11 protein-coding genes are annotated in these 13523 nt (G+C 62.0%); 5 read left to right on the forward strand and 6 right to left on the reverse strand.

All coding sequences use genetic code 11. From position 1 onward, the window contains the following. Positions 1-368: 368 nt before the first annotated feature. Positions 369-947 (reverse strand): FUSC family protein, encoded by a 579-nt coding sequence (locus JOF47_RS17850; RefSeq protein WP_210000930.1) that lies wholly within the window; start codon positions 945-947, stop codon positions 369-371. Positions 948-1662: 715 nt separating this feature from the next. On the opposite strand from JOF47_RS17850, the gene JOF47_RS17855 reads away from it, so the two are divergent. After that, entirely contained in the window at positions 1663-2076 is a 414-nt protein-coding gene (locus JOF47_RS17855; RefSeq protein WP_342592834.1) for a PLD nuclease N-terminal domain-containing protein, read from the forward strand. A 484-nt stretch (positions 2077-2560) separates the two neighbouring features. Continuing rightward, complete coding sequence (locus JOF47_RS17860) at positions 2561-2947, forward strand: phage holin family protein (protein WP_210000933.1); 387 nt, start codon at positions 2561-2563, stop codon at positions 2945-2947. 203 nt (positions 2948-3150) lie between these two features. On the opposite strand, the gene JOF47_RS17865 is transcribed toward JOF47_RS17860, so the two are convergent. Next, entirely contained in the window at positions 3151-5226 is a 2076-nt protein-coding gene (locus JOF47_RS17865; protein WP_210000936.1) for an ABC transporter ATP-binding protein, read from the reverse strand. Next, positions 5227-6960, reverse strand: a complete 1734-nt coding sequence (locus JOF47_RS17870) for an ABC transporter ATP-binding protein (protein ID WP_210000939.1) — start codon at positions 6958-6960, stop codon at positions 5227-5229. It abuts the gene before it with no gap. Positions 6961-7239: 279 nt separating this feature from the next. Here JOF47_RS17870 and bcp point away from each other — a divergent pair, with 279 nt between their 5' ends. Next, positions 7240-7728 carry a thioredoxin-dependent thiol peroxidase gene (gene bcp / locus JOF47_RS17875; protein WP_210000942.1) on the forward strand — a complete coding sequence of 163 codons (489 nt, stop codon included), beginning with the start codon at positions 7240-7242 and terminating at the stop codon, positions 7726-7728. Positions 7729-7769: 41 nt separating this feature from the next. On the opposite strand, the gene JOF47_RS17880 is transcribed toward bcp, so the two are convergent. Beyond that, a complete protein-coding gene (locus JOF47_RS17880; protein WP_210000957.1) occupies positions 7770-8378 on the reverse strand; it encodes a hypothetical protein in 609 nt (202 codons plus the stop codon). Between the two features lie 380 nt (positions 8379-8758). Here JOF47_RS17880 and JOF47_RS17885 point away from each other — a divergent pair, with 380 nt between their 5' ends. Then, positions 8759-10066 (forward strand): hypothetical protein, encoded by a 1308-nt coding sequence (locus JOF47_RS17885; RefSeq protein ID WP_210000959.1) that lies wholly within the window; start codon positions 8759-8761, stop codon positions 10064-10066. A 35-nt stretch (positions 10067-10101) separates the two neighbouring features. Then, complete coding sequence (locus JOF47_RS17890; RefSeq protein ID WP_210000961.1) at positions 10102-11448, forward strand: hypothetical protein; 1347 nt, start codon at positions 10102-10104, stop codon at positions 11446-11448. Here JOF47_RS17890 and JOF47_RS17895 read toward each other — a convergent pair. Both JOF47_RS17895 and allB read right to left on the reverse strand, forming a co-directional pair. Continuing rightward, entirely contained in the window at positions 11429-11905 is a 477-nt protein-coding gene (locus JOF47_RS17895; protein WP_210000963.1) for a GNAT family N-acetyltransferase, read from the reverse strand. The genes JOF47_RS17890 and JOF47_RS17895 overlap by 20 nt on opposite strands. A gap of 202 nt (positions 11906-12107) precedes the next feature. Continuing rightward, on the reverse strand, positions 12108-13505 hold the full coding sequence (allB, locus tag JOF47_RS17900) for an allantoinase AllB (protein ID WP_210000965.1): 1398 nt from the start codon (positions 13503-13505) through the stop codon (positions 12108-12110). Positions 13506-13523 lie beyond the last annotated feature (18 nt).

Consider the following 13523-nt stretch of genomic DNA (forward strand, 5'->3'; position numbering starts at 1 on the left):
CCAAACCAATCCTCCAGTTAATTCCGCTGGCTTTCGGTATCGGGTGCAGAACCCGCTCGCCGTCGTGGCGCTCGTGTCCTCCGTGTCTCGAAGCCTGCCAGGGCCCGAACGGCACTACACAGACAATGCCGTTCGGGCCCTGGCTCTTCTATGCGTTCGACGTGAAAATCGTGCCCGAGTCGACCCCGAGACCTTCGTGGTGCGCCTGGTTCTGGGCGCGTTCCTAATCTTGGCGACGGTGTGGGCGTACCGGCGCGGTACCGACACGTTGAGGGAAATTTCTATGCCCGCAACATCCATGGAGGTAGGCCCCGGAGACTGCGGCGAATGGCCGGCGTTGGGATCCAAAAACCCGACGCGACAATCGTCTAGACCGGGGTGCGAACCTTCCGCACCCGTTGGATGATCGCCGGGATCAGCGCACCAAACAGCAATGCAAGGGAGATGCCGAGCAGAGTCTCCATGGTGCGTTCCACAAAACGATCGCCCGGGGACTCGGTTGTGTCTGCCTGCATGATGAACGTGAGCACGATGAATGACGCAAACCCCGGCGTCACGTACCAGCGGCTCGCCGTGGTCGCGGCCATCGCTGCAACGACCACGCCAACAACCAATGCGGTACCCAAGCCCTGCGTGCTGAACACCGCGAACGCGGCCGCGGCAAGCGAGCCCAGGAGAACTGATGCAGCACGGCCAATGCTTCTGAGCACGAGCTGGGATCTCGCGGGCCGCATCACGAGCAGCACGGCTCCCGTCGGCCAGCCAACGTGTTCAAGGTCAAGGAGGTAGCCGATCGCCGCGGCACTGGCAGCCGCTAGCCCCAGGAGCGTCCCGTAGACGAACATGGTGTTCAACGGCAATTTCGGAGGCGGAACGGGTGCCGTTGGCGGCACCCGTTCGGGCCAGAGCAACGACACCAGCCACGCATAGACGGATCCAGCAACCATGAGCCCACCAAGAATCACGGCCGTTCCAAAACTGTGGATGCTGAGCCCAATACCCGTGAGCGGGAGCGCGAGAAACAGGGTGAGCGTACCGAAACGGCTTGCGCGCGACCAAACGCTCGTAAGCACGGCCAGAACAAATATTGCAGGCACCGCGACCGCGGGAACGTTTGTGAGGAGCGATCCTATTTGCAAGGCTACTGCGCACAGGACTCCGACGATTATGATCGTATGTCTCTCCTGGCGGACGCCAGGTAGCTTGAAGGCGGCCGCTGGCAAGACGCCGAGCGCCAAGGCCAGTCCCGCCATGGGATTAGTCGGGATGACGAGTGCTGCAGGCAAAGCCATGACGAGACCGTAAATGAACAGGGGCCAATCCCAGGTGATCCCGCGGGGTGCACGTGCCTTCATGGCGCACCCCACACGGGCAAGAGGCAGCGTGCCGGCGTGTTTGCGCGTGTTCGGGAGAGAACCATCACGGCTTTGACGCTAGCGTTCACCTACAGGATTTTCATCGCCCGCAAAGGGTGAAGAATGCCCCGAAAATGCGTGCGCGGGGGCACTAGTGGGCAATTCAGTTTATCTTCAATAATTAGAAACAAGCTGTCGTTGACAACACGGAATCCAATGGCCAACACTGGGAAAGCAACGGCTCGCCGTGCACAGAAAATTCCTATCCCCGGGCTTTAGACGCCCCAAAGTGCGAAGGAAAACGACAGTGGAATTTTGGTCATCTTTCTGGAATATCATTTGGTTTTTCATCTGGGCGTTTGTTTTCATCGCCTACCTGATGGCGCTCTTCTCGATCATCGCCGATCTCTTTCGAGACCGAGAGCTCAATGGATGGTGGAAGGCGGTATGGCTCATCACTATGGTCTTCATCCCGTTCCTGACCGCGCTGGTCTACCTGATCTTCCGCGGCAAGGGCATGGCGGAACGAAACTACAAGAATGCCGTTGACAAAACCGTGGCCACCGAAGACTACATCCGCAGCCTTGCGCAGGTGAGCCCGAGCGACGAGATTGTCAAGGCCAAGGCGCTCCTTGAGAGCGGAACCATCACCGCCGACGAGTACGAAAATCTGAAGCAGCGTGCCATGGGCCGCATAAACGCGACGACCGCCGACGTATGAGCATGGCGTAGTTTGGGATCTCACCGACACCGTATTCCGAGCGCCGAGCCCTTCGTACTTGACAGCCGAAAGGGTGCACCGAATCAGGAAACCAGGGCCTCCGTGCCTGGTTCTCGCCGGTTCGATGGTGCACCCTTTCTGCGTTTATAAGGTGCCCAAATTTTCGCACTTATCGTCACTCCGAACGGACAACCGCGGAATTCGGGGAGTATGGCGGCAAGGAGCATGGGCTCGACATCTGCAAGGTCGACGATGGTTTCGCTCCGGGTGGCCCGCCGGCAATGCGGGATAATCTGCTAGGTCGCCGGCATCCGCAGGTAGCTTTCAATCCCATGCCGTCAACAAAAAATCGCAGCGACCCAGAGCACAAGAACAAGGGGAAACGCAGGCTTCCTTGTGACGCAACGTATCGGGTCTTGCGAGGTTTGCTAGGAGTCACCGTGGTTCCTTGACGCGGAACCACGGTCCTTTTACGATCAGCAACATGATCATCTTCCTGATTCGGGTAGCGATTTACATTGGAAGCGCAGCGATAGGTTTGTTGGTCGCTTCATGGATACTTCCTAATTTTGTGCTCACGGCCAACGGATTCATCGTTGCGGTAGTGGTCTTTGCAGTAGTCCAAACAGTTCTCTCGCGGGTAGGTTCCTGGACTGCCTCCAAATTTGCTCCACTCGCGGCGGGCGGAGTCGGGTTGCTCTCGACATTCGTTGCACTCTTCGTGGCCCAAATATTCCCCGAGGGCTTGGGCATTCACGGTATAGATACTTGGATCCTTGCGCCACTCATTGTTTGGATCATCACGACGCTGGGCTCTTGGCTGTTGCCCATGGTTTTCTTAAAGAAGCGCTTGGCCGCAAAGAAGCATTGAATGCTCGGGGCAACCGGAACCTCGTGACCAACACCGGGACGTTGCCCAGGGCAACACCGGCTGGCAAACCAGTATCGGGGACGAAGGATCCGAACAGGAGATTAAACAAGCGCAGGACCGGCAAGGATTTTCATCCACGCCGGTCCTGCGCTTGTTTCGCCCCTAGGCGCTTGCGATTTATCCCGACCAGGGGGCAGCGGTTGCTAGCTCGTGGCGCCCGAGCCCTGTGCATCCTCCGGCGCAAAGACCCCTTCCAGGGGCGCGCCGCCGCCTGCCTGCACGGTGTCGTCCTCCACCGGGCCGGCGAATTGCGACTGGTACAGGCGGTAGTAGGCGCCACGGACCGTAAGCAGTTCGCGGTGGTTGCCCTGCTCTACGATCCGGCCCTCCTCCATCACCAAAATGGTGTCTGCATCGCGGATCGTGGAGAGTCGGTGCGCGATCACGAAGCTTGTCCGGTCGCTGCGCAGCGCTGCCATGGCGTGCTGAACCAGCAGCTCGGTGCGCGTGTCAACGCTCGAGGTCGCCTCGTCCAGGATTAGCAGCGACGGGTTGGCAACGAATGCGCGGGCGATGGTGATCAACTGCTTTTCACCGGCCGACACGTTGGTGCCTTCCTCGTCGATGACCGTCTCGTAGCCGTCGGGCAGCGCACGGACGAACCTGTCCACGAAGGTGGCCTTGGCCGCGGCCATGACCTCGGCATCGGTTGCATCAAGGCGTCCGTAGCGGATGTTTTCCATGATGGTTCCACCGAAGAGCCAGGCATCCTGCAACACCATGCCAACCTTGGAACGCAGGTCGGCGCGTGAGATCGCGGTGATGTCCACGCCGTCCAGGGTGATGCGCCCTGAGTTGAGTTCGTAGAAACGCATGACCAGGTTCACCAGCGTGGTCTTGCCGGCGCCGGTGGGGCCGACGATCGCCACGGTGTGGCCCGGGTGCGCCTCGAAGGACAGGTCCTCGATCAGCGGCTTTTCCGGCGAGTAGGAGAAGCTGACGTTCTCGAACTCGACGTGCCCGTCGGTGCGGGCGGGCAGCTTGTCGGTGATGGTGTCCGGATCCTGTTCCTCGGCATCCAGCAGCTCGAAGGTGCGCTCCGCGGAGGCCACGCCGGACTGGAGCATGTTGGCCATGCCGGCCATCTGGCCCAGCGGCTGGGTGAACTCGCGGGAGTACTGGATGAATGCGGTGGCATCGCCAAGGCTCATCTGGCCCGAGGCCACGCGCAGACCGCCGACCACGGCAATGCCGACGTAGGACAGGTAAGAAATGAAGTTCATGACCGGGAAGATCATGCCGGAAACAAACTGGGCACCGAAGGATGCCTCGTAGAGTTCGTCGTTCTTCTCGTGGAAGCGGTCGAGCATGTCCTTTTCGCGTCCGAAGACCTTCATGAGGTCGTGGCCGGAGAAGGATTCCTCGATCTGCCCGTTCAGGGCGCCGGTGTTCTTCCACTGCGCGGTGAACAGACCCTGCGCGCGCGAGCCGATGACGCCCGCGGCAACCGCGGAAAGCGGCAGCGCGATCAACGCGATCAACGCCATCTGCCAGGAGACGATGAACATCATGATGACAATGCCGACGACCGTGAGCAGCGACTGCACCAGCTGGCTGACCGCCTGCTGCAACGCGTTCTGGATGTTGTCCACGTCGTTTGTCACGCGGGAGAGCAGGTCTCCGCGCTGTCGGGTGTCGAAGTAGTTCAGCGGCAGCTTGTTGAGCTTGTCCTCGACGTCCTTGCGCAGCTTGTAGACGACCTTCATGACCAGGCGGTTCAGCAGCCAGCCCTGCGCCCACATGAACAGCGAGGAGACGAAGTACATTGCCAGCACAATGAGGATGTAGCGGCTGAGCAGCGTGAAGTCGATGCCGACCCCGGGAACCAGGTTCATCTTGGACATCATGTCCGCGAGGTCGTTCTGGCCCGATTGGCGCAGGCCCTCGACGACCTGGTCGACGGGCACGTTGGGATCCATCTGCTTGCTGAAGGCGCCGGCGAAGATGACGTCCATGGCCTCGCCCAGGATCTTCGGGGCAATGACCGAGAGCACGACTCCCGCTGCGACCAGAACGAGCACCAGGCTCATGCCGACCTTTTGCGGGGCCAGCAGGCCGATCAGGCGCTTGGCCGACGGCCAGAAGTGCTTGGCCTTGCGGACGGGCACCGAGTCGCCGAACATGTCGGAGGACCCGGCGGTGTCGAACTCGTCGATCTCGTCGATCTCGTCGGTTGCTTCAACCGCTGGTGCGGCGTTTTCCTTGGTACGTTTTGCCATTTAGGCCACCTCCTCCACTGCCAGCTGCGATGTCACGATTTCTTGGTAGGTTTCCGATGACTCAAGCAGTTCCTCGTGGGTTCCGCGGGCGACGATTTCGCCGTGGTCCAACACCAGGATCTGGTCGGCCCCGGTGATCGTGGAAACGCGCTGGGCAACGATGATGACCGCCGCGTCCCGGGTCGGTTCCCGAAGGGCGGAGCGCAAACGCGCGTCGGTTGCCACGTCGAGCGCGGAGAACGAATCGTCAAAGAGGTAGATCTCCGGCTTTGCCGCAAGCGCACGGGCAATGCACAAACGCTGGCGCTGGCCACCGGAAACGTTGGTGCCGCCCTGCGAGATCCGGCCTTCAAGGCCGTCCTCGCGCGCCGAGACAAACTCGTGGGCCTGGGCAACGTCGAGCGCCGCCCAGAGTTCCTCGTCGGTGGCCGTGTCGGCGCCGAAACGCAGGTTGCTCGCCACGGTTCCGGAGAACAGGTACGGGCGTTGCGGGACGGTGGCGACGCTGTTGGACAGCTGTGCACGGGTCAGTTCGGTGACGGGTGCGCCGCCAACCAGCACCTGGCCTTCGCCGGCGTCGTAGAGGCGCGGGATCAGGTTCAACAGGGTGGATTTGCCCGAACCGGTCGATCCGATGATTGCGGTGGTTTCGCCGCGCTTGGCGGTGAAGGACACGTTGTTGAGCACCGGGGCCTCGGCTCCCGGGTAGCCGAAGGTCACGTTGCGGAATTCAACGGTTCCCGGGGCGGTCATGTCCGTAATGTGGTCGGTCTGGTCCATCAGGCTTGGCTCGAGGGTGACGACCTCGTTGATGCGCTCGGCGCACACGATGGCGCGCGGGATCATCATGGCCATAAAGGTACCCATCATGACCGCCATGAGGATCTGCAGCAGGTACTGCAGGAAAGCGGTCAGCGCACCGATCTGCATTTCACCGGTGTCGACACGGTGTCCGCCGAACCAGAGGACAGAGGCCGTGGCGATGTGCAGGATCATACCGATCAGAGGGAACATCAGCACAAAGAGGTTGCCGACCTTCACGCCCACGCGGGTGAGCTTGGCGTTGGCGTCCTCGAAACGTTCGGTTTCGTGGGGCTCGCGCACGAAGGCGCGCACCACGCGGATGCCGGTGATCTGCTCGCGCAGCACCCCGTTGATGCTGTCGATGCGGTCCTGCATCTGGCGGAAGAGCGGCATCAGGAAGAACACGAGCGTGCCCACCACGGCGATGAGTACGGGCACCGAGACCCACACCAGCCAGGAGAGTCCGACGTCTTCGCGTACGGCCATGATGATGCCGCCGATGCACATGATCGGCGCCGAAACCATGAAGTTCAGTCCCATCAGAACGAGCATCTGTACCTGCTGCACGTCGTTGGTGCCTCGGGTGATCAGCGTTGCGGCACCGAACTTGTTGACGTCCTGTGCGGAGAACGAAGTGACGGAGTCAAACACGGAGTGGCGCAGGTCCCGGCCGATGGCCATGGCCGTTTTTGCGCCGAAATAGACGGCGGCAATGGCCGTGATGACCTGGACGAATGCGACGGCGAGCATGACGCCGCCGGTGCGCCAGATGAAGTCGGTGTCGCCCTTGACCACACCGGTGTCAATGATGCGTGCATTGAGGCTTGGCAGGAACAAAGTGGCGATCGTGGTTGCCAGCTGGAAGAACAGCACGGCAACGATCCACCCCTTGTAGGGCTTTGAGTATCTGAGTATGAGTTTTAAGAGCATCTAGTGGGTGTCCTCATGGTGTTAGCTTCACAAAGGGCCGGTGGCTCCGGGCTTTGATTTAGCGGTCCGGCGGTGGTTCTCGGCCGAAGCATTGGCCACTCTACACTCGATCGCCCATGCGTTGACCCTCCCTGGGGGTGATTTTTGCGCTACCGCCTACATCATTTGGAGTATCGCCCGGCCAACGGTGTCGTGCATTCAATTCACCGTCATCCACTACCTGTTGGATGGACCACAAATCCCCTAGGATGAAAATGCAATACCACCATGCGAAAATGAATGGAGTTCTTTGTGTCGGACCTTTCAACACCTTTGACAGTCGGCGAGCGCGCGCCCGAATTTTCCTTGGCCGATGCGCGAGGCAACAAGATTTCGCTTTCCGACTACGCCGGCAAAAATGTCGTTGTGTATTTCTACCCGAAGGCAGCCACCCCAGGGTGCACCACCGAGGCCTGCGATTTCCGCGACAACCTCAATTCGTTGCGCTCGGCAGGCTACGAAGTACTGGGTATCTCCCCCGACCAGGGTGAGGCCCTCGCGTCCTTTGCTGAGGCGGAATCCCTGAATTTCCCATTGCTGTCCGACCCCGACCTCGCCGTCACCAAGGCCTACGGCTCCTTCGGTGAAAAGGAAGTCAACGGCAACCAAGTCGAAGGCCTACTGCGCAGCACCGTCGTGGTCGGTCCCGACGGCAGGGTCACTCTGGCCGAGTACAAGGTCGCTGCCAGTGGGCACGTTGCCCGGTTGCGTGAAGAGCTAGGCGTTTAGCCGGCCCGCGGTAACTACACGGACGGGCGGCCGGGGCGGATTCAAAGCGCCTCGGGCCGTCCTGCCGACCACGTAGGTTCGATGACCTGCGGATTTCCACCAAGTCGAAGGCAGCTGGCCAGCTCCGAAAGCTGTCTGCGCTCCGCCTCGGTCCATGTCTCGACGGCGCGCACCGTACCGTCGATCAGTGTCACCCAAAGTTGTTCCCGGTGACGCTCATCTTCGCCGTCGTCGTCCCAAGCGACATATCTGATCTTCGCCGAGTTCAGCGGGACCGTGAACAAGCTGCCCATGGTGCGTTCAAAGACCAGGCCCATCTCATAAACGTGGGCCAAGAGCATTCCACGCACCCCAACTCGGTACTTGTGCACGAGATCCCGGGCGAAGATCGCCATCAGGCTTAGGCCAACGACCCCCAGAGCCAGGACGACCACCCATAGTTCAAGGGCTTGCGGATGCCATCTGGCAAGAAACAAGACGCTGGCGGTTGTCACGATGGCACCCACGATCATGCCAACCACGTCGTTGGTGCGTGACTTCTTGTCCTCTTCCTTGTTCAGGCGGAGAGTCGTTCTCCAATTACCCAAATCCGCGGCCATGGCTTGCTCGTGCGCGCGGATCGTCGAACTCCATCCTTGGATGGTACTCATGACGGATCGAGGTTCGAGGACGTGCAGTGAAGGGGGATGAACATTGCTGGCGGCAGTAGCTTGCTCATGCTGCGAGGCTAGCAGGGCCGGGCATAAAAGTATCCGGCCCTTGGCAGTGAATTCTTAATACCTCGGGGCAATCGTGGTCCGGCGTTCCTCAAGATGGTCGATCGTGGCTGCGCCCGGCGCCAATACCCCTTTGGATATCCCCGTGCCCGCGTTGGTAGTCAACAACGCGGGCACGGGGATCCGATTGGCGCGGGGCACGTGCGCTGCATCTGCCGGACTTGCGCGTGTCTGGGTTACTTTTCCGAACCCCATTAGGCAAGACTCTTGCTAGGCAACCCCACTGTCCAGTCCCCCGCAGGAGCGTGTCGCAGATGAAGAAACAGTCATTGGTGGGCCGTCTTTGCCTCCTCGGGCTCGGCGCCCTGTTGCTGCCCGCGTGCACCACCCTGACCACCCCGGACGGCGCCACCACCCCGGCTCCCGCCTCGGGCTCCGCAGTGCTCTCCCCTCCATCACCGGGGCCCTCGGCACTGCGCGTGCCAGGACTCAAATGGCCCGAGGACCCGGACTTCATTGACACCCGGCTCAATCTCGGGGACGCCGTGGCTGCGCGGCCCGGCACGGATTACCGGAAGGAGTACAACACGCAGGACCTTGCAAAGGACGGCCGGGTCCTGGTTCCCTTTGCCTTGACTGAACAGGGGTCGCTGGTTGGGTCCACCGGCAAACAGGAAGACTACGAACACGTACTCGACGCCCTGTCCGCCACTGACAGTGTAGGAACCTACGCCGGCGGGAAGTTCACGCCATTCACCACCGCGGGTGCCGACACCAAGGCACGCAAGCCGAATTTCGTTGCGGGCGGTTCCGCAACGGAGGCGGGAACCGTGTGGGCGGAACTCGATGAAGATTCGTTCATGGAAGGCACCTGGAAAATCATGGGCGTTCCCGCGGGCCAGAAGACGGCGAGGGTGCTGTCCACCTCGAAGGAGGCCTCGGTTCCGGCAGACTCGCCAATGGCGTTCGTCATGCCGGTGCCCATCATTGCCAACGACCGCGCCTATTGGCATGTGGCATTCCCCGCCGACACCGCCAGGGGCTACGAAGCGCGGGTCCTGTCGGCCCCGCTGGAGGGCGGGAAGGACCTTCGGGTCGAGCGCACGCAGGCGTACGCACCGGCGAACTTTGGCTCTGACGTTGCGGTCCTTGGCACCGAGCACACGGGCAGCGAGTTCGCCGACAACAAGAGCACCTCGCTGATTGAATCCAGCCACGGTGACGTCGATCTGGTCCGCATCTCGGCGTCGGCACCGGAGGGCAGCTCCTTGGAATCGCTGGGCGCCGATGGAAACATCTTCAGCTTTACCTATCTGGGCGACTTCTACATCGCGAACACCACCTCCGGAAAGGTCGTCGCAATCCCCCTGCCGGGCACGACGCATGTGGCGAATGTCGCGCATTGCGGCGACCGCGCCACGTGGTCTTTTGTCGACCAGAATTCCAGTCCCGCGGAATCACGCTATGTGTACAACGCCCTGGACGCCTCGCTGCGGGTGCTCACCGACCCGGCATTCACCGGCACCGCCCAGTGCGGCGGTGACTACCTCTCCTGGGGTGTCAGCGGATCAATCGGGGGCAATCCCGCCGTCTGGGATGTGGTGACCCGATGGGAAAACTAGACGGGTCGTCACCAACCGCACCAATAAGGAGCAGCATGCACGGCACTTTCCGCACCCTCTTCACCCTTGGAGCTGCCTGCGCGGCGATGTCCCTCGGCCTCACGGGCTGCACCCCGCTGACCCAACCTTCCGGCGCTGGCAGCACCCCGCCGTCCAGCAAGTCCGCACAGCCGGTGTCACCCGAGTTCGCACTGGTGTGGGCAGACGGAACCGAGGTCGCCGCCAATGAGCGAAGCATCGACGAGGCCCGTGAAGCAACCAAGGACAAGGACTTCACCGAAGTATTCTCGACTGTTGACATGAAGACGGCTGAAACGGCCTTCGTGCCATTGGGAGTGGAAGCCTCGGGCACCCCGGTGGGTCTTCATGGAACCCGCCTGTCGGAGGAGGAATTCGAGGAGACCGGGAATCGAATCGATCCTGAATCCATGCAGATCGGGCGCTACGTGGGGAAGTCATTTGAACCCTTCGCCACTTCGGGAGCGTTGAAGAAAAAGTACATCCCGCACGGCATCACCAGCATTTCGGTCACCGACGCCGGGATCATTTGGAGCGAAAACTTTTCCAGGGATCCTGAAACCGGTGGATGGAGGATCCTTGGAGTCTCCCCGGGAACCACCGATGTCCGGGTTCTGGCAACGCAGACGCCGCTAGACGGCCAAGAAACTGGCTGGGATCCCCAAACCGTCTCCGACCCAATCCTTGTGAACGAACGCGTCTACTGGAACAGCTTCCAACCCCACGATGCCGAAGGATCAGCCGTCTACAAAATGCTGTCCGTCGACTTCAAGAAACCCGCCGCAATGCGCGAAGAACTCGGACCGGATGGCGCCGACCGCCAATTGGATGGGGAAAACCTGTACACCTGGGGAGATGGTCTGGCTTCCGTTGCCGAAGTCCAGGACGACAGCGACCTCGGAATCTCCCAGACGGTCAGCGCCTACCTCCCGGGAGAAGAACGGCGGGAAATCCTGCATCTGGAGCGTTTGGAGCCCCTGAAAGAAGAGGACACCGACGACACGTCACGAATGGCGCTACGGGGCTCCGATGGGCAAGTGCTCTCGGTGGTCCATGGCGGAGACCTGTTCCTCGTTGATCCGGACACTCGTCAAACAGAACTGTTCCGGGGCCCCGAGCTCTCCCAAGTTGTGGGGGTGACGCACTGCGGGACCCGAATCTCATGGACCTATGCACAGGAATCCGAAGACATGCCCACCGAGCGCTACGTGTTTGATCGCGACTCCAATGAACTCACCGTGGTGCCCGATGCGCAGCAGACCGGAGCCGGCTATTGCACAGGCGACTACATCGGCTGGTCCCCGGTTGGCCCCGAGGGCAGCGGAGCCGACACATGGGACGTCATCACCCGGTGGGCCTCGTAGATTCGGCAACGCTCACGGTGGCCACCTCGTAAAACGGGTGCGCAGCGGTGTCGTTGTGCTCGTTGGCGTTGAAGCCCAGCCGCGCATAGAACTCGACGGCGCCCACGGAGGACTGCCATTCCATCCAGTACACATCCGGCCGCTCGGCCGCCCACAGCCGGGCCCGCTCAAACAGCGCCCGGCCAATGCCCGAACGGCGCTGCCCCTCAACCACAAACAGGTCATGGAGCCGGGCGGCCCTCCTGCGGGCCCGGATGGTGGGACCGCGGTCCTGGACGGCGGCGTTGCCCACCAGCTCGCCATCGAGTTCGGCAACAAAAATCCCGTGGAACGGGTCCTTCAGCAGGGCCGCAATGTTCGCCTTGCTCTGTTCCAGGTCCAGGTCCATCGCTTCAACCATCACCGCCAGCGCCGGGACATCGCCGGGCACGGCCGGACGGACCAGATAGGAGCTCATGGGTGCGGGCCTCTCGTCATGCGCCGGGCATTGCCCGGTGCGCTCAGCGGTTAACAACCAGCGTAGGTGCTCAACCCGTGTTCCGCACCCCCTCATCGGGCCGCGCGGCACAGTCCGGAAGCATGAAAAAAACCCGGGCCGCCCCTTCTTGATCGCCGGAACGAGAGGGAGTGGCCCGGGAAATTTCCGGTGTTACTACGGCTTAGATCTCGCCGCGGCGGATCAGCTGGCCCTTGGGGGTCTTGAAGTCGACCTCGGTGCCGCGGACGAACGTGCGGCGGACCTTGCCGGCCAGCACCTTGCCCTGGTACGGGGAGATCGGGTTCTTGTGGTGCAACTTGTTCACGTCGACCACAAAGCTGTCGCCCGGGGCGAAGAACGCGAAGTCGGCGTCGTTGCCCAGCGCGATGGCGCCCTTGTGGTGCAGCCCGGCGATTTCCGCCGGACGGGTGGACATCCACTTGAGCACGGTTTCCAGCTTGATGCCGCGGCGCTGCGCCTCGGTCCAGATCAGGGCCAGGCCCAGCTGCAGCGATGCGACGCCGCCCCAGGCCACCCCGAAGTCGCCGTTTTCGATGTCCTTCAGATCCAGCGTGGAGGGCGAGTGGTCGGAGACGATGCAGTCGATGACCCCGTCCTCCAGGCCCTTCCAGAGCAGCTCGCGGTTGGAGGCCTCGCGGATCGGCGGGCAGCACTTGAACGCGGTGGCGCCGTCCGGGATCTCCTCGGCCAGCAGCGTGAGGTAGTGCGGGCACGTCTCGACCGTCAGCTTCACGCCGTCGCGCTTGGCCGACGAAATCATGGCCAGCGCGTCGGAGGAGGACAGGTGCAGGATGTGGGCGCGGGCCCCGGTCCAGCGTGCTCGTTCGATGACCTCCGCGACGGCAACGTTCTCGGCGCCGCGCGGGCGGGAGGCCAGGAAGCGGTCGTAGTGGTCGCCCTCGGCGTTCGGTGCGCGGTCGATGGCGCGCGAGTCTTCGGCGTGGACAAGCATCATGGAGTCGAACGATGCGATCTCACCCATGTCCTCTTCCATCTCGTCCGGCTCAAGGTACGGGAATTCCTCGACGCCCGAGTGCAGCAGGAAGCACTTGAAGCCGAAGACTCCGGCATCGTGCAGCTTGCGCAGGTCGGTCTTGTTGCCCGGGATGGCGCCGCCCCAGAATCCCACGTCGACGAACGCCTTGGGGCGCGCGGCAGCCTGCTTGAGCTCCAGCGACTCGACGTTGACGGTCGGCGGGATGGAGTTCAGCGGCATGTCCACGATGGTGGTCACGCCGCCGGCGGCCGCTGCCTTGGTGGCGGACTCGAAGCCTTCCCATTCGGTGCGGCCGGGCTCGTTGACGTGCACGTGGGTGTCCACGAGGCCGGGGATCAGCACCTCCTCGTCGGTCAGGTCAATGGTCTTCTCGCCACGCAGGTTGTTGCCCAGCGGCTCGATGGCGACGATCTTGCCGGCGCGGATGCCGACCTCGCGTGCGACGGTGCCTGCGGTGGTGACGATGTGCTCGCCACGAATCACCAGGTCGAAATCGGCACCGGCGCCATGCGCTGAATCATCGCTTGGCGTCGTGTCCTCGGCGAGCTCTGTGTTGCTCATGGGATTCATTCCTTACGT

This window comes from Paeniglutamicibacter kerguelensis (genome assembly GCF_017876535.1).
Classification (GTDB): Bacteria; Actinomycetota; Actinomycetes; order Actinomycetales; family Micrococcaceae; genus Paeniglutamicibacter; species Paeniglutamicibacter kerguelensis.